We start from the raw sequence: 15,239 nt of genomic DNA, 5'->3' as shown, positions 1-15,239 counted from the left end.
TTGCCAGATTACGACTTGTGTGCGGATGACCGCGCGGAAAAAGAGGGTGGGCGAAGACCTTGGACGTGATGCCCCTGCTGTTGCTGGTGGCGGGCAGTGCGGCGGTGGCCGCGGCCGCCCGGCGCACCCCCGCGCCGGCCCCGCTGCTGCTGGTCGCCGTAGGCCTCGCGGTCTCCTACATCCCCGGTGTGCCGTCGTACACCCTGGACCCGCACATCGTCCTGCCGCTGCTGCTGCCCCCGCTGCTGTACACCTCGGCGAGCGACAGCTCCTACCTCGACCTGCGGGCGCAACTGCGGCCCGTGGCGCTGCTCTCGGTCGGCTACGTCCTCTTCGCGACCGTCGTCGTCGGCTGGGCCGCCTACGAGCTCGTCCCCGGGCTGCCGCTGCCCGCCGCGCTGGTGCTGGGCGCGGTGGTGGCACCGCCGGACGCGGTGGCCGCCACGGCGGTCGCGCGCCGGGTCGGCCTGCCGTCCCGGATCACCACCATCCTCCAGGGAGAGTCCCTGCTGAACGACGCCACCGCGATCACCGCCTACAAGGTGGCGCTCGGCGCGGCCGTCGGCGAGGGCGCCACCTGGGCCGGCGGCATCGGCGAGTTCGCGCTCGCCGCGGTCGGCGGGGTCGGGATCGGGCTGGTCCTCATGGCGCCCCTGCACTGGCTGCGCACCCACCTGACAGAACCGCTGCTGCAGAACACGCTGTCGCTGCTGATCCCGTTCGTCGCCTACGGGGTCGCCGAGCAGTCGCACGCCTCCGGTGTGCTCGCCGTCGTGGTCGTCGCCCTCTACCTCGGCCACCGCGCGTGGGAGGTTGACTTCGCCACCCGGCTCCAGGAGGAGGCGGTGTGGAAGATGGTCGCCTTCGTCCTGGAGTCGGCGGTGTTCGCCCTGATCGGCCTCCAGCTGCCGATCGTCCTCAAGCGGCTCGGCGAGTACGAGGGCCCCGCCGCGGCGTGGTACGCGGTCGCCGTCTTCCTGGTCGTCGTGGTGGCCCGGTTCGTCTGGGTCTACCCGGCCACCTTCCTGCCCCGGCTGCTGTCGGCGCGGATCCGCGCGCGCGAGGAGAACCCCACCTGGCGGGGCGCGATGGTCACCTCGTGGGCGGGCATGCGCGGGGTGGTGTCCCTGGCCATCGCCTTCGCCATCCCGTCCACCATGGCCGACGGCCCCCGCAACCTGATCCTCTTCCTGACCTTCACCACGGTCATCGGCACGCTCGTGGTGCAGGGCGTGACGCTGCCGCCGCTCATCCGGCTGCTGAGATTCCCCGGCCGCGACCGGCAGGCCGAGACCCTCGCCGAGGCCAACGCCCAGGCGCAGGCCTCACGGGCCGCCGAGGCACGGCTCGACGACCTCCTCTCCGACGAGCGCAACGCGCTGCCGCCGCCGCTCGTCGACCGGCTGCGCATCGTCCTGGAGCGCCGCCGCAACGCCGTCTGGGAGCGGCTCGGCCAGGTCAACCCGGTCACCGGCGAGTCCGTCGACGACACCTACCGCCGGCTGTCCCGGGAGATGATCAGCGCCGAACGCGAGGTCTTCGTCCGGCTCCGCGACCACCGCTACATCGATGACGAGATGCTGCGCGCCCTGCTCCGGCGCCTGGACCTGGAGGAGGCGGCCGCCTTCAGGGAGGCCGGTTAGCGTTCCGGGGCGGCCGCCGCGGGCTCCGGGAACGGCCGCCCGGTGACGACGGCGGCGATCGCGCTCCCGCGCGCGAAGGCACCTTCTCCGGCGAGCGCGGCCAGTCCGTACAGCAACTTGGCGACATAGAGACGTTCCACGGCCAGCCCGTGCCGCTGCTCGAAGTCGCGTGCGAAAGCCTCCAGTTCGGGCGTCGTACGCGCGTACCCGCCGCAGTGGAAGCGGTCGTCCAGGGACCAGTGGCCGGTACGGGCCCCGAAGGCACGTTCCTGCAAGCCCTCTATGTCGGCTTCCAGGAAGCCGCCCTTCAGAACCGGTATGCCGAGCGCGCGCTCCCCGGCCGCCAGCCCGGCGGCGAGGCCGGCGAGAGTGCCGCCGGTACCGCAGGCGACCGCGACCACTTCGGCCCGGCCGCGCAGTTCCGCGCCCAGCGCCCGGCAGCCGCGCACCGCCTCGGCGTTGCTGCCGCCCTCGGGGACGACGTACGCCCCCTCGGCACCGGCCGCGCGCAGGACCTCGGCCAGGATCTCCGGCTCGGTCTTGCGGCGGTACGTCGATCTGTCGACGAAGTGCAGCCGCATGCCGTCGGCCGCGCACCGGGCCAGGGACGGGTTGAGCGGCCGGCCGGCCAGCTCCTGGCCGCGCACCACGCCCGTGGTGGGCAGGCCCAGCAGCCGGCCCGCGGCGGCGGTGGCCCGCAGATGGTTGGAGTAGGCCCCGCCGAAGGTGACCAGCGGCCGGCCGCCGGCCGCCGCGATGTTCGGCACCAGCTTGCGCCACTTGTTGCCGACGAGATGGGGGTGGAGGAGGTCGTCCCGCTTGAGCAGCAGCCGGAGCCCGCGGCGCTCGAACCGGCTGTCCCGCACCTCTTGGAGGGGCGAGGGGAGGCGGGGAGCGAGCGGGTCGGGGCTGGTCACGGCTCCATTGTCGCCCGGGGCGGGTGCCCGGGCGCATCGCGGCCGGCGGTGACCGCGACCACCAGGGGAAACCGCGCGACCGGCCACGGCGCGCCCCGACCTCGTGGTGCTAGTCCTTCAGCCGTTCCCGCACCCGCGACCTCAGCGAGCGCATCGTGACCCCTCTTGGATCCACCTTCCCCGGCTGCCACTCCAGGTGGCCGATGACCGACCGTTCCGTCCAGCCGTGACGGCGGCACAGCGCCGCGGAGACCCGGACGATCGCCTCCACCTGCTCCTCCGGCCACGGGTCCGCCCCGTCGCCGAGGTTCTCGCACTCGAAGCCGTAGAAGTGCCGGTTGCCGTCGGTGTTGGCCTCGTTGTCCGGCGGCATCCCCTTCTCGGCGATCACCGCCCGCAGCACCTCGTCGTCGCCGAGACCGGCGTGGTTGGCGCGGCCGTAGCCGACCAGGTGGACCCGGCCGTCCTTGGTGATCACGCCATGGCACAGCGGGCCCGGCAGGTCCTGGTAACCGTCGCGGCACAGGTCCACCGTCTGCTCGCTGCCCCGGGTCACCGTGTGGTGGATCATCACACCGTGCACGGGCCCCCAGGGGCCCTTGTGATTGCGGTTGTGCTCCCGCCAGTCGCCGACCTCGACGACCGTCACGCCCTCGTCCCGCAGCGCGTCCAGGAATTCGCTCGCCGACATGGGTGGGGCCATGCCCGACTCCTTCGTGCCGTGCCCGTCCGGTCCGCGGAGCGCGACCGGATGTCCTGCCTGCTTCTACCGAAACCGGACGACTCGGAACACATCGTTCGTACGGTGTGCGAGCCGATCCGGACAGCCGGCGGAGGCCGCGGGAGCCGGAGCGAAGTCTCTCTTTCTGCCCGGTAATCCGATGATCCATTCCCGCTCTTTCGGGTAATGGCGCGGACACACCGCGTGCTGGGACGCTCGGACGTGAGACCGGTGCCCGGTGCACTGCGGCACCGGGCATACATGGGAGGGCATTACTTTATGTCGGTAGGCGAAGAGGTCCGTACCGATCAGAACAGGCCGCAGCAGTCCCTCGGGACGGCGGCAGCGCGGAACCTGGCCACCACCACCAAGTCCGTGCCGCAGATGCAGGAGATCAGCTCCCGCTGGCTGCTGCGCACGCTTCCCTGGGTCGACGTCCAGGGCGGCACCTACCGGGTGAACCGGCGGCTGACCTACGCCGTCGGCGACGGCCGCATCACCTTCGTGAAGACCGGGGACCAGGTGGAGGTCATCCCGAACGAACTGGGCGAACTGCCGGCCCTGCGGTCGTACGACGACGAGGAGGTGCTCGCCGAACTGGCCCGGCGCTGCCGTCAGCGCGAAGTCGCGGCCGGCGAGGTGATCGCCGATTTCGGCCACCCCACCGACGAGGTCTACCTGCTCGCGCACGGCCGGGTGGAGAAGATCGGCACGGGCCCCTACGGCGACGACGCCGTCCTCGGGGTCCTCGCCGACGGCGCCTACTTCGGCGACCAGGCGCTGCTCGAGCCGGAGGCGATCTGGGAGTACACCGTCCGCGCGCACACCGCGACCACGGTGCTGGTCCTCGCCCGGCAGGACTTCCAGCAGGTCGCGGAGCGCTCCGACTCGCTGCGCGCCCACCTCGAACGGCTGCGCTCGATCCCCCGGCAGCGGGCCAACAAGTACGGCGAGAAGGAGGTCGAGCTGGCGGCCGGCCACTCCGGCGAGCCCGACATCCCGCACACCTTCGTGGACTACGAGCCACGGCCCCGCGAGTACGAACTGAGCATCGCCCAGACCGTCCTGCGCATCCACTCGCGCGTGGCCGACCTCTACAACCAGCCGATGAACCAGACCGAGCAGCAGCTGCGGCTCACGGTCGAGGCGTTGAAGGAGCGCCAGGAACACGAGCTGGTCAACAACCCCGAGTTCGGTCTGCTCAGCAACTGCGAGTACGACCAGCGGATCCAGCCGCACGACGGCGTGCCCAGCCCGGACGACCTGGACGAGCTGCTCAGCCGCCGCCGGGGCACCAAGCTGTTCCTGGCCCACCCGCGCGCGATCGCCGCGTTCGGCCGCGAGCTGAACAAGCGGGGCCTGGTCCCGGAGACCATCGACATCGGCGGCAACCGCATCCCCACCTGGCGCGGGGTGCCGATCTACCCGTGCAACAAGATCCCGGTCAGCGAGGCCCGGACGACCTCCATCATCGCCATGCGTACCGGCGAGTCCGAGCAGGGCGTGATCGGCCTGCGGCAGTCCGGCATCCCGGACGAGATCGAACCGAGCCTGTCCGTCCGGTTCATGGGCATCAACGAGCAGGCCATCATCAAGTACCTGGTGACGGCCTACTACTCGGCCGCCGTTCTGGTGCCGGACGCGCTCGGTGTCCTGGAGAACGTCGAGATCGGCCGGTGGGGGTGACGTTTCCGCACGTAGCGGCCGTGTCTCCGGCCGCCGGGACGGGTAGGCCCTCGGGGAACGCGTCCGGGCGGCCCGGTGACATCGGCTCGCGCGGACCTGGCGAGGGGGAGGCATGGCCGAGTACATGACGGAGACCGACGAGCGTGCCCCCGGTGTGCCGGATTCCGGCACGGCGGGGGAGTCCCGGCAGACCACCGGGGCCGCCGGTCCGCTCGACGGGCAGGAGGCGCTGGCGCAGTTGGAGCGCACCCGGGCCCAGGTCTACCCGCAGCTGCGGGCGGCCGTGGAGTCGCTGCCCGGCACCATGCGCCGGATCGGGCTCTACCACTTCGGCTGGCAGCACGCCGACGGCACACCGGCGGCGGGCAACGCGGGCAAGGCGATCAGACCGGCACTCGTGCTGGCGGCGGCCGCGGCGCTCGGCGGCCCGGCGGCCCGAACGGCGGCGGTCCGCGCCGCCGCGGCGGTCGAACTGATCCACAACTTCACGCTGCTGCACGACGACGTGATGGACCGGGACACCACCCGCCGGCACCGGCCGACGGCCTGGACCGTGTTCGGGGACACCGACGCGATCCTCGCCGGGGACGCGCTCCAGGCGTTGGCCCTGCGGCTGCTCGCCGAGGACCCGCACCCGGCCTCCGGCCCGGCCGCGGCCCGGCTCGCGGCCTGTGTGGTGGAGCTGTGCGAGGGCCAGCACGCCGACACCGACCTGGAGCGGCGCGCCCCGGACGCGGTGACGCTGGACGAGGTGCTCACCATGGCCGAGGCCAAGACCGGCGCACTGCTGGGCTGCGCCTGCGCGATCGGCGCGCTGTACGCGGGCGCCGGCGCGGAGGAGGTGGCCGCGCTGGACGGCTTCGGCCGTCAGGCCGGGCTCGCCTTCCAGCTGATCGACGACGTGATCGGCATATGGGGAGACCCGCGGCACACCGGCAAGCCGGCCGGCGCGGATCTCGTCGCCCGCAAGAAGTCCCTGCCGGTGGTGGCGGCGCTGACCTCCGGCACACCGGAGGCGTCCGAGCTGGCCGCGCTGTACGGGAAGCCGTACGGCGAGGAGGCGGAGGCCGGGGAGATCGCGCGTACGACGCTGGCGGTGGAGCGGGCCGGCGGCCGGGACTGGGCGCAGGCCGAGGCGGCCGACCGGATGGCCCGGGCCATGCAGGAACTGGCCCGTGCGGTCCCCGATCCGGAGGCGGCGGGCGGTCTGCTGGCGCTCGCCGAGTTCGTCACCCGGCGCACCAACTGAGCGCCGCCGCCCGGCGGCCGGGGAGAACCCGGAGACTTCGGCCCGTGTGGCTCCTGACCCCGCACGGCCCGTCGGGGCCTCCGGTCAGGCGGCTCCGCACACCTCCACACTGTGCGGGGCCACCGCCTGCCGCCGGCCCGTCCGGGCGGCGCGCCGCGACGAGGCGGCCTACGCTGAGGTCATGGGCAGCGAGGAACCCGTCTGTCCGGTCTGCGGGCAGCCGGTGGAGAACGTCGTCAAGCGGCACAAGACGCTGGGCGCCTGGGTGCCGGTCTGGGGCCCCGGCCCGTGCCGCAACCGCGGCTGCGGGGCGTACACCGCCCCCGACGGCCCCGGCACGGACCGGTCCGCCGAACCTGTTCCGGGTCCCGCTCCCGGTTCCGGCCCGTCCGCCGGTGCGAGGGACGCCCCCGGCCGCGCGCCCGGGCGGCCGGAGGCGCCGTGAACCGGATGGGCCGGTGGCGGGGGACGCCGTAGCGTGAGGCCATGCCGAAACTGCCGTACATCCTGCACATCACCGAACGCTCCCTGTGGGAAGCGGCGCGCGAGCGCGGTGTCTACGAACGGTCCACCCGGGGCCGCACGCTTGAGGAGGAGGGCTTCATCCACTTCTCCAGCCGTGAGCAGCTGCCGGGCGTCGCCGCGTTCCTCTACGGCGGCTACGACGGCCCGGACGAGCTGGTCGTCCTCGTCGTGGACCCGGCCCGGGTCGGTGCGCCGGTGCGGTACGAGTCCGCCGAGCCGGGCGGGGAGGAGTTCCCGCACGTGTACGGCCCGCTGCCGGCCGAGGCCGTGGTGGACGTGGAGCCCTGGGGCTGAGCCGCGCGGCGGCCGCCGGCCGGCCGCCGCGTCAGGACGCCGGGCGTTCGATGAAGCGGAGCTGGTTGCCCGCCGGGTCCCGGAAGGCGCAGTCCCGGACCCCGTAGGGCTGGTCCAGCGGCTCTTGGAGGACGTCGGCGCCGGCCTCCCGCACCCGCTCGTACAGCGCGTCGCAGTCGGGGGTGGTGAAGATGACCCCGCGCAGCAGGCCCTTGGCGAGGAGTTCGTTGAGGACCTGCTTGTCCGCCGGCGAGGCGTCCGGACTCGCGTCCGGCGGCTCCAGCACGATCTCCACGTCCGGCTGGAGCGGGGAGCCCACGGTCACCCAGCGCATCCCTTCGAAGCCCACGTCGTTGCGGATCTCCATGCCGAGGACATCGCGGTAGAAGGCGATGGCCTTGTCGTGGTCGTCCACCGCGAGGAAACACTGCGCGAGTTTCACGTCCATGGGCTCACCCTAGAGCGGGCCGCCGCGCCGTGCCTCAGTACGGGCGGCGGCGCGGCCGGGTCAGCCTGCGGGCCACGCACGGCGGGATCACCGCGCTCTCCTCGTGGTCGCGGGCCCGGTAGGCGCTCGGCGTCTCGCCGACCAGCTCGGTGAAGCGGGAGCTGAAGGAGCCGAGGGAGGTGCAGCCGACGGCGAGGCACACCTCGGTGACGGTGAGATCGCCCCGGCGCAGCAGCGCCTTGGCCCGCTCGATCCGGCGGGTCATGAGATAGCCGTACGGCGTCTCGCCGAACGCCTTGCGGAAGCTGCGCTGGAAGTGGCCCGGTGACATCAGGGCGTCGCGGGCCAGCGCGGTCATGTCGAGCGGTTCGGCGTACTCCCGGTCCATGCGGTCGCGCACGCGCCGCAGCCGTCTCAGGTCCTCCAGTGCGCTCACCCGCCCAGCTTCGCACAGCGCAGTGAGGCCGGAGCCCGGCACGGAGGCGGCCCGGGGCCGGCGGCGTCGTGGACACCCTGGTCGTGGCCGGGGCGGTGCAACGAACCTTCGCGTCGCTCCACGCGCCGAAGCGGCCGGGGCCGGCCGCCCGGTGTCCAGGAGCATGTGCGCGAGCCGGCGGCCGACGCCACCGGTGTGCGTGACCCGGCGGGCTTGCGCGCACCACAGCCCGCGGAGAACACCGCACCCGGCTCGCGGTGGCGCGGGCCGGGTGCGGGGAAGAGGCGGGCGGTCAGGCCTGCTTGGTCTCCCAGAAGATCTTGGCGATCTGCTCGATGTAGTCCAGGGCCTTCTGGCCCGTCGCCGGGTCGGTGGACGCCTTGGCGGCCGAGAGGGCCTTCAGGGCGTCGTTGACCAGCTGGTGCAGCTCCGGGTACTTCTCGAAGTGCGGGGCCTTGAAGTAGTCGCTCCACAGGACGGAGACGTGGTGCTTCGCCAGCTCGGCGCGCTGCTCCTTGATGACGGTGGCGCGGGCCTGGAAGTGCGGGTCGGCGTTGCCGGCCATCTTCTCCTGGACGGCCTTCACCGACTCCGCCTCGATGCGGGCCTGGGCCGGGTCGTACACGCCGCAGGGCAGGTCGCAGTGGGCGCTGACCTTGACCTTGGGGGCAAACAGGCGGGAAAGCATGGAGCATTCCTTCCTCGTGATCGTCTTCTCAGGTGCGACATTACTCCCTGAGGAACGCGATTTCTCGGCTGCCCCCTAGGGCTTAGGACAAAAGTCCAGGGTGAGACTGAGACTGGTGGAGGAACGGACCGGGGAGGTGCCGGGGATGCCGGAACTGTCGCAGGAGACCGAGCGGGGGAGGGCGGTGGCGCCCTTCGGGCTGGCGGAGGTGACCGGCCCGTCCATGGTGCCCACACTGCACCACGGGGACCAGTTGCTGGTGCGGTACGGGGGCGCGGTCCGGCCCGGTGACGTGGTGGTCCTGCGCCATCCCTTCCAGCAGGACCTGCTGGTGGTCAAGCGGGCGGTGGAGCGGCGCGACGGCGGCTGGTGGGTACTCGGGGACAATCCGTACGCGGGCGGGGACAGCACGGACTACGGGGTGGTGCCCGAGGAACTGATCCTGGGCAAGGCGCTGTTCCGGTTCCGGCCGGTGGGGGCCGGTCAGCGGTCGCCGTTCGCGCTGCTGCGCTGGGCGCTGTCGGCGGCCCGGCCGCTGCTGCCGGACCGGTCGGCCTCCAGGCGCTTGCGGGCCCGGTAGGCGGCCACGTTGGCGCGGGTGGCGCAGCGGTCCGAGCAGTAGCGCCGGGATCGGTTGGTGGAGGTGTCCAGGTAGGCGTTGCGGCACGGGGACGCCTGGCACAGGCCGAGGCGGTCGACGCCGTACTCGGTGAGGTGGAAGGCGAGGCCCATCGCCGCGATCGCCGCGTAGCCGGCGGTGGCGTTGGAGGGGTGGTCGGCCAGGTGCATGTGCCACAGCGGCCGGCCGTCGTCGTCCCGGTGGTCGTGCCCGGAGATCTGCGGGCTGACCGGGAACTCCAGCAGCAGTGAGTTCAGCAGGTCCACGGCCAGGGTCTCGTCGCCCTGGTCGGCGGCCTCGAAGACCGCGCGCAGCCGGGCCCGGACCGAGCGGAAGCGGGTGACGTCGGCGTCCGTGGCGCGGCGGGCGGCCGACGCGTTGACACCGAAGAGGTCGCGGACGGCCTCGACCGTGGTCAGGACGTCCTTGCCCCGGGCCGGCTCCTCGCTGTTGACGAGACGTACCGCGTAATCCGAGTAATAGGCCAGTTCCACTTGTAGTCCTTACGAGGGCGTCTTATGGTCGTGTCTGCGGTCGGGTAAGAGCCGGTCGTGCTTCCAGGGTATTACGCGAACCGAGGGGAGTCGGTGTTCCACATGACGACGAGTACCGGGACCGACTGGGCGGCCTGGCAGGAGAGCTGGGACCGGCAGCAGGAGTGGTACATGCCGGACCGCGAGGAGCGCTTCCGGATCATGCTCGACATGGTCGAGGCGCTCGTGGGCCCCGCTCCGCGCGTGCTCGACCTGGCCTGCGGCACCGGCAGCATCACCGCCCGGCTGCTGAGCCGCTTCCCGGAGGCCACCAGCACCGGTGTCGACCTGGACCCGGCGCTGCTCGCCATCGCGCACGGCACCTTCGACGGCGACGACCGCGTCCGGCTCGTCACCGCCGACCTCAAGGACCCCGACTGGCCGGCGAAGCTGCCGTACGACTCCTACGACGCCGTCCTGACCGCGACGGCCCTCCACTGGCTGCACGCCGAACCCCTCGCGGTCCTCTACGGCCGGATCGCGGAGCTGGTCCGCGACGGCGGTGTTTTCATGAACGCGGACCACATGATCGACGAGACCACGCCCCGGATCAACGAGGCGGAGCGCGCCCAGCGGCACGCCCGTATGGAACAGGCCAAGCGGGACGGCGCGGTGGACTGGGCCGACTGGTGGCGGCTGGCGGCCGCGGACCCGGCCCTCGCCGAGCCGACCGCTCGCCGCTTCGAGATCTACGGCGAGCACGCGGACGGGGACATGCCGTCGGTGCGGTGGCACGCGCGCGTGCTGCGCGAGAAGGGATTCGCCGAGGCCAGGCCGGTGTGGTGCTCCCCGTCGGACACGCTGCTGCTGGCGCTGAAGTAGGCGGGGCAGCCGTGAGGGGCGGTACGGCGACCCGTACCGCCCCTCACGCGCAGGTCAGAGGACCTTGGACAGGAACGACTGCGTCCGCTCGTGCTGCGGGTTCGTCAGGACGTCCCTGGGGTGGCCGGATTCGACCACCACGCCGCCGTCCATGAAGACCAGGCTGTCGCCCACCTCACGGGCGAAGCCCATCTCGTGGGTGACGACGACCATGGTCATGCCGGACTCGGCGAGGTCCCGCATGACGTCCAGGACGTCACCGACCAGCTCCGGGTCCAGGGCCGAGGTCGGCTCGTCGAACAGCATCAGCTTCGGCTCCATCGCCAGGGCCCGGGCGATCGCCACCCGCTGCTGCTGGCCGCCGGAGAGCTGGGAGGGGTAGTGCCCGGCGCGGTCGGCCAGGCCCACGCGCTCCAGCAGTTGCAGGGCGCGCTCCCGGGCCTCGCCGCGGCTGGCGCCCTTCACCTGGACCGGCGCCTCCATGACGTTCTCCACGGCCGTCATGTGCGGGAACAGGTTGAAGCGCTGGAAGACCATGCCGATGTCGCGGCGCTTCATGGCGACCTCGCGGTCCCGCAGCTCGTACAGCTTGTCGCCCTGCTGGCGGTAGCCGACCAGCTCGCCGTCGACGTAGAGCCGCCCGGCGTTGATCTTCTCCAGGTGGTTGATGCAGCGCAGGAACGTCGACTTGCCGGAGCCGGAGGGGCCGATCAGGCAGAACACCTCGCCCGGCTTCACCTCCAGGTCGATGCCCTTGAGCACCTCGACCTGGCCGAAGGACTTGTGCACGCCCTCCGCCCTGACCATCGGGACCGCGTCCCGCGGCCGGGCGTCCTGCGTCTTGCTCAGCTTGTCGGTCATGCCGTGGCCTTCCTGCTGGAGAAGGTCGTCAGATGCTTCTTCACCTTCTGCCACGGGGTCGGGGGGAGGGTGCGGCTGGAGCCGCGGGCGTAGTACCGCTCGAGGTAGTACTGGCCCACGCTCAGCACCGAGGTCATGATCAGGTACCAGGCCGCGGCGAGGAAGTACATCTCCACCGGGGCGCCGGAGTTCTGGCCGATGTCCTGCGCGTAGCGGAAGAGTTCGGAGAACTGGACGGCCGCCACGAGCGAGGTCGTCTTCAGCATGTTGATCACTTCGTTGCCCGTCGGCGGCACGATCACTCGCATCGCCTGCGGGACGACCACCCGGCGCAGGGTCTTGCCGTGGCTCATGCCGAGCGCGTGGGCCGCCTCGGTCTGGCCCTCGTCCACCGCGAGCAGGCCGGCCCGGCAGATCTCGGCCATGTACGCGGCCTCGTTCAGACCGAGGCCGAGCAGCGCCGTCAGCAGCGGCGTCATGAAGCTCGACCAGTAGTCCTTGTAGATCGGCATCAGGTTGATGTACTCGAAGACCAGGCCCAGGTTGAACCAGAGGAACAGCTGGACGAGGACCGGGGTGCCGCGGAAGAACCAGATGTAGAACCAGGCGATGGACGAGGTCACCGGGTTCTTCGACAGCCGCATCACCGCGAGGACGATGCCGCCGACGATGCCGATCACCATCGACAGGACCGTCAGCAGGAGGGTCTTGCCGACACCGGTCATGATCCGGTCGTCGAAGAAGTAGTCGGGAACGGCGTGCCAGTTGATCTTGCCCTGGGCGAACGCGTAGACGATCGCGACGAGGATCGCGATGGCGATGACGGCGGTGACGTACCGTCCGTAGTGCCGCACCGGGATGGCCCTGATGGCCTCGGCGCCGGCCGGGGGCGTGTCCTTCGGACCCGCCGTCTTGTCGATGTCAGTCACGGATAGTGCCTCTCGGTGGCCGCTGCTGTCTGTCGCGGGTCACTTGCCGCCGTTGATGACGGACTGCTTGACGGCGCCGTCCTGGGCGCCCCACTTCTCGAGGATCTTCTGGTACTCGCCGTTCTTGATGAGCGCGTCCATCGCCGCCTGGAGGGCGTCCCGCAGCTGCGTCTCCTTCTTGGAGACCGCGATGCCGTACGGGGCCGCCTCGACCTGGTCGCCGACCAGCTCGAAGTCCTTGCCGCCGCCGGAGGTCTTCACCGCGTACGCGGCGACCGGGAAGTCGGCGGACACCGCGTCCACACCGCCCGAGCGCAGCCGGGTCTGGGCCTGCTGGTTGTCGTCGAACGCCTCGATGGAGAGCTTCTTGCCCTTCGGACACTTCTCGGCCTGCGCCTTGGCCAGGTCGTCCGAGGTGGTGCCGCGCTGCACGGCCAGCTTCTTGCCGCACAGGTCGTCCCACGTCGATATGGACTCGGTGTCTCCCTTGCGGGTGTATATGGAGACACCGGCCGTCAGGTAGTCGACGAAGTCGACGCCCTCGCCGACGTGCTTGCCGGTGTCGGGGTCCACGCCCTCCTGGCGGTTCTTGTTGTCCGTCATCGCCGACATCGCGATGTCGTAGCGGTCCGAGCGCAGACCGGTGAGCAGGGCGTCGAAGGTGCCGTTCTGGAACTCGAACGTCACCCCGAGCTGCTTGCCCAGCGCCTGGGCCAGGTCCGGGTCCAGACCGACCACCTTGCCGGAGTCGTCCTTGTACTCCACCGGGGCGTACGCGATGTCCGAGCCGACCCGGATCTTGCCCTTGCTCCGGATGTCCTGCGGGAGCTTGTCGGCGAGCGGGGCGCTGCTGGTGGACGCGCTGCCGGAGTCCTTGTCCTTGTCCTTGGTCTGATCACCGCAGCCGGTGAGCAGCAGGGCGCCTGCGACCGCGATCGCACCGACCGCGGCAAGACGGGAGCGCGCGGCGGTGGTACGACGGGTGGAGCTTGCGGTCATCGTGGTTCCTCCGGCGGATGGGAAGAGGTGCCGATGGGTCGACGGAAACACACACCTTCGGGTGTCGCGACCTCGTGGGTTTACGGCATCTTGCCATTCGGACTACGCCATTCAGGGGACTCGTTATGTCAAAATCGGATAACGGGTGACCCCCGAACCACACCAGGTCGGTACAACCTCGGTCCATAGCCGCAGGACCATCTGCGGGAATCCGCTACTCCGGCCGGAGAATCTTCACCGTGTCTCACGATGTGGTCGGTCGGCCGTGGATCACCCTTGCGCGATTTCACGCCATTTCCGCCCGACGGCCGTCCGTCATCTCCGCGTCGCCCACGCGTTCCGGGATGTGACCTTGCACCTATTGGACTCGTCGCGGGCGCCGTCCGTCCGGTAAGAAGGTTCTTTACACCCCTCATCCGGGGCTCAGGGCGCGTGTGCGGCGCGCCCGTCGCGTATGGCCTCGTACGTATCAGCAATCGGGCCGTACGCGGTGCCCGCCCACCCCTCACCAGGAGTGGTCGACCCTCAAACCATGCATACCTAAGGGGTAAGACAAAGTGGCAGCGGAGATCGTCAATCCTCGCAGCGACGACACAACGGACCAGGACGGCGGGGCCGAGCCCCTCGATTCCTTCGACCCCGTGTTCGCGCTGCACCGCGGCGGCAAGATGGCTGTGCAGGCCACCGTGCCGGTCCGTGACAAGGACGACCTTTCCCTCGCGTACACGCCCGGCGTCGCGCGCGTGTGCACCGCGATCGCGGAACAGCCGGAGCTGGTCAACGACTACACATGGAAATCCAGTGTGGTCGCCGTCGTCACCGACGGTACGGCCGTGCTCGGGCTCGGGGACATCGGTCCCCAGGCCTCCCTCCCCGTGATGGAGGGCAAGGCCATCCTGTTCAAGCAGTTCGGCGGCGTGGACGCGGTCCCGATCGCCCTCGACTGCACCGACGTCGACGACATCGTGGAGACCGTCGTCCGGCTCGCTCCCTCCTTCGGCGGAGTGAACCTGGAGGACATCTCGGCTCCCCGGTGCTTCGAGATCGAGCGCCGGCTCCAGGAGCGCCTGGACATCCCGGTCTTCCACGACGACCAGCACGGCACGGCCGTCGTGACGCTCGCGGCGCTGCGCAACGCGGCGCGGCTGAGCGGACGCGAGATCGGGCAGCTGCGGGCCGTCATCTCGGGTGCCGGCGCGGCCGGTGTCGCCATCGCCAGGATGCTGGTCGAGGCCGGCATCGGGGACGTGGCGGTGGCGGACCGCAAGGGCGTGGTCTGGGCCGGCCGGGACGACCTGACCCCGGTCAAGCGCGAACTGGCCGGGTTCACCAACAAGGCCGGCCTCACCGGCTCGCTGGAGGACGCCCTCGCGGGTGCGGACGTGTTCATCGGCGTCTCCGGCGGTACGGTCCCGGAGGAGGCCGTGGCCTCCATGGCGGAGGGCGCCTTCGTGTTCGCGATGGCCAACCCGAACCCCGAGGTGCACCCGGACGTCGCGCACAAGTACGCGGCGGTCGTCGCCACCGGGCGCTCCGACTTCCCCAACCAGATCAACAACGTGCTGGCCTTCCCCGGCATCTTCGCCGGCGCGCTCCAGGTGCGGGCCACGCGGATCACGGAGGGGATGAAGATCGCCGCCGCCGAGGCGCTGGCCGCGGTGGTCGGTGACGATCTCGCCGCCGACTACGTGATCCCGTCGCCGTTCGACGAGCGGGTCGCTCCGGCGGTCACCGCGGCGGTCGCGGCCGCCGCGCGTGCCGCGGGCGTCGCGCGTCGCTGACGTCGCGCCGCATGGTCCCGCCCGTCAGGGCGGGACCTTTTTTTGCCCGCCGCCTTCGTCTCGGGTGTCCGGGAGACGCCGTCCGGAT

At 71.3% G+C, this 15,239-nt stretch carries 17 protein-coding genes; 8 read left to right on the top strand and 9 right to left on the bottom strand.

Going from position 1 to position 15,239, the window contains the following annotated elements; genetic code table 11:
- The first annotated feature begins 59 nt into the window (after nt 1-59).
- Complete coding sequence (locus SCK26_RS12965) at nt 60-1,643, top strand: Na+/H+ antiporter (RefSeq protein WP_318201454.1); 1,584 nt, start codon at nt 60-62, stop codon at nt 1,641-1,643.
- Here the strand turns inward: SCK26_RS12965 and SCK26_RS12960 are convergent.
- Together SCK26_RS12960 and SCK26_RS12955 are read right to left on the bottom strand one after the other, a co-directional pair.
- Nucleotides 1,640-2,560 carry a 1-aminocyclopropane-1-carboxylate deaminase/D-cysteine desulfhydrase gene (locus SCK26_RS12960; protein WP_318201453.1) on the bottom strand — a complete coding sequence of 307 codons (921 nt, stop codon included), beginning with the start codon at nt 2,558-2,560 and terminating at the stop codon, nt 1,640-1,642. The two genes, SCK26_RS12965 and SCK26_RS12960, sit on opposite strands and share 4 nt — an antisense overlap.
- A 109-nt stretch (nt 2,561-2,669) precedes the next feature.
- Complete coding sequence (locus SCK26_RS12955; RefSeq protein ID WP_318201452.1) at nt 2,670-3,263, bottom strand: N-acetylmuramoyl-L-alanine amidase; 594 nt, start codon at nt 3,261-3,263, stop codon at nt 2,670-2,672.
- 297 nt (nt 3,264-3,560) lie between these two features.
- Here SCK26_RS12955 and SCK26_RS12950 point away from each other — a divergent pair, with 297 nt between their 5' ends.
- The 4 genes from SCK26_RS12950 (at nt 3,561) to SCK26_RS12935 (ending at nt 7,035) form a co-directional block, all read left to right on the top strand.
- Nucleotides 3,561-4,967 carry a family 2B encapsulin nanocompartment shell protein gene (locus tag SCK26_RS12950; RefSeq protein WP_318201451.1) on the top strand — a complete coding sequence of 469 codons (1,407 nt, stop codon included), beginning with the start codon at nt 3,561-3,563 and terminating at the stop codon, nt 4,965-4,967.
- A gap of 112 nt (nt 4,968-5,079) precedes the next feature.
- On the top strand, nt 5,080-6,216 hold the full coding sequence (locus tag SCK26_RS12945; RefSeq protein WP_318201450.1) for a family 2 encapsulin nanocompartment cargo protein polyprenyl transferase: 1,137 nt from the start codon (nt 5,080-5,082) through the stop codon (nt 6,214-6,216).
- Nucleotides 6,217-6,397: 181 nt separating this feature from the next.
- Nucleotides 6,398-6,661, top strand: a complete 264-nt coding sequence (locus tag SCK26_RS12940; RefSeq protein ID WP_318201449.1) for a hypothetical protein — start codon at nt 6,398-6,400, stop codon at nt 6,659-6,661.
- 41 nt (nt 6,662-6,702) lie between these two features.
- Nucleotides 6,703-7,035 (top strand): DUF952 domain-containing protein, encoded by a 333-nt coding sequence (locus SCK26_RS12935; protein WP_318201448.1) that lies wholly within the window; start codon nt 6,703-6,705, stop codon nt 7,033-7,035.
- 31 nt (nt 7,036-7,066) lie between these two features.
- On the opposite strand, the gene SCK26_RS12930 is transcribed toward SCK26_RS12935, so the two are convergent.
- The 3 genes from SCK26_RS12930 to sodN all read right to left on the bottom strand — a co-directional run bounded on the left by SCK26_RS12930 (nt 7,067) and on the right by sodN (nt 8,607).
- Nucleotides 7,067-7,483 carry a VOC family protein gene (locus SCK26_RS12930; protein ID WP_318201447.1) on the bottom strand — a complete coding sequence of 139 codons (417 nt, stop codon included), beginning with the start codon at nt 7,481-7,483 and terminating at the stop codon, nt 7,067-7,069.
- A 34-nt stretch (nt 7,484-7,517) separates the two neighbouring features.
- Nucleotides 7,518-7,919 carry a helix-turn-helix transcriptional regulator gene (locus tag SCK26_RS12925; RefSeq protein WP_318201446.1) on the bottom strand — a complete coding sequence of 134 codons (402 nt, stop codon included), beginning with the start codon at nt 7,917-7,919 and terminating at the stop codon, nt 7,518-7,520.
- A gap of 292 nt (nt 7,920-8,211) precedes the next feature.
- On the bottom strand, nt 8,212-8,607 hold the full coding sequence (gene sodN, locus SCK26_RS12920; protein ID WP_318201445.1) for a superoxide dismutase, Ni: 396 nt from the start codon (nt 8,605-8,607) through the stop codon (nt 8,212-8,214).
- 145 nt (nt 8,608-8,752) lie between these two features.
- On the opposite strand from sodN, the gene sodX reads away from it, so the two are divergent.
- On the top strand, nt 8,753-9,187 hold the full coding sequence (sodX, locus tag SCK26_RS12915; protein ID WP_318205995.1) for a nickel-type superoxide dismutase maturation protease: 435 nt from the start codon (nt 8,753-8,755) through the stop codon (nt 9,185-9,187).
- Here sodX and SCK26_RS12910 read toward each other — a convergent pair.
- On the bottom strand, nt 9,091-9,720 hold the full coding sequence (locus SCK26_RS12910) for a CGNR zinc finger domain-containing protein (protein ID WP_318201444.1): 630 nt from the start codon (nt 9,718-9,720) through the stop codon (nt 9,091-9,093). The genes sodX and SCK26_RS12910 overlap by 97 nt on opposite strands.
- 102 nt (nt 9,721-9,822) lie before the next feature.
- Between SCK26_RS12910 and SCK26_RS12905 the strand changes: the two genes are divergently transcribed.
- Nucleotides 9,823-10,581: a class I SAM-dependent methyltransferase gene (locus tag SCK26_RS12905; protein ID WP_318201443.1), complete on the top strand. Its 759-nt coding sequence runs from the start codon at nt 9,823-9,825 to the stop codon at nt 10,579-10,581.
- Between the two features lie 54 nt (nt 10,582-10,635).
- Here the strand turns inward: SCK26_RS12905 and SCK26_RS12900 are convergent, their stop codons facing one another.
- From SCK26_RS12900 to SCK26_RS12890, 3 genes are read right to left on the bottom strand one after another with little or no spacing between them, the layout of a single operon-like run.
- Complete coding sequence (locus SCK26_RS12900; RefSeq protein WP_318205994.1) at nt 10,636-11,388, bottom strand: amino acid ABC transporter ATP-binding protein; 753 nt, start codon at nt 11,386-11,388, stop codon at nt 10,636-10,638.
- A gap of 50 nt (nt 11,389-11,438) precedes the next feature.
- The gene (locus SCK26_RS12895) at nt 11,439-12,371 is read right to left on the bottom strand and encodes an amino acid ABC transporter permease (RefSeq protein WP_318201442.1); all 933 of its coding nucleotides are present in this window, start codon (nt 12,369-12,371) and stop codon (nt 11,439-11,441) included.
- Nucleotides 12,372-12,410: 39 nt separating this feature from the next.
- Nucleotides 12,411-13,370 (bottom strand): ABC transporter substrate-binding protein, encoded by a 960-nt coding sequence (locus SCK26_RS12890; protein WP_318201441.1) that lies wholly within the window; start codon nt 13,368-13,370, stop codon nt 12,411-12,413.
- Nucleotides 13,371-13,927: 557 nt separating this feature from the next.
- On the opposite strand from SCK26_RS12890, the gene SCK26_RS12885 reads away from it, so the two are divergent.
- Entirely contained in the window at nt 13,928-15,151 is a 1,224-nt protein-coding gene (locus SCK26_RS12885; RefSeq protein ID WP_318201440.1) for an NADP-dependent malic enzyme, read from the top strand.
- Nucleotides 15,152-15,239: the final 88 nt, after the last annotated feature.

It is taken from the genome of Streptomyces sp. SCL15-4, assembly GCF_033366695.1.
Classification (GTDB): domain Bacteria; phylum Actinomycetota; class Actinomycetes; order Streptomycetales; family Streptomycetaceae; genus Streptomyces.
Note: the sequence above shows the minus strand (reverse complement) of the source record. Positions and strands in the feature narration are given on the sequence as shown.

Coding starts and splice junctions, on each gene's coding strand:
- SCK26_RS12955 (WP_318201452.1), bottom strand. CDS start 3,263: ATGGCCCCACCCATGTCGGCGAGCGAATTCCTGGACGCGCTGCGGGAC.
- SCK26_RS12950 (WP_318201451.1), top strand. CDS start 3,561: ATGTCGGTAGGCGAAGAGGTCCGTACCGATCAGAACAGGCCGCAGCAG.
- SCK26_RS12945 (WP_318201450.1), top strand. CDS start 5,080: ATGGCCGAGTACATGACGGAGACCGACGAGCGTGCCCCCGGTGTGCCG.
- SCK26_RS12940 (WP_318201449.1), top strand. CDS start 6,398: ATGGGCAGCGAGGAACCCGTCTGTCCGGTCTGCGGGCAGCCGGTGGAG.
- SCK26_RS12935 (WP_318201448.1), top strand. CDS start 6,703: ATGCCGAAACTGCCGTACATCCTGCACATCACCGAACGCTCCCTGTGG.
- SCK26_RS12930 (WP_318201447.1), bottom strand. CDS start 7,483: ATGGACGTGAAACTCGCGCAGTGTTTCCTCGCGGTGGACGACCACGAC.
- sodN (WP_318201445.1), bottom strand. CDS start 8,607: ATGCTTTCCCGCCTGTTTGCCCCCAAGGTCAAGGTCAGCGCCCACTGC.
- sodX (WP_318205995.1), top strand. CDS start 8,753: ATGCCGGAACTGTCGCAGGAGACCGAGCGGGGGAGGGCGGTGGCGCCC.
- SCK26_RS12905 (WP_318201443.1), top strand. CDS start 9,823: ATGACGACGAGTACCGGGACCGACTGGGCGGCCTGGCAGGAGAGCTGG.
- SCK26_RS12900 (WP_318205994.1), bottom strand. CDS start 11,388: ATGGTCAGGGCGGAGGGCGTGCACAAGTCCTTCGGCCAGGTCGAGGTG.
- SCK26_RS12890 (WP_318201441.1), bottom strand. CDS start 13,370: ATGACCGCAAGCTCCACCCGTCGTACCACCGCCGCGCGCTCCCGTCTT.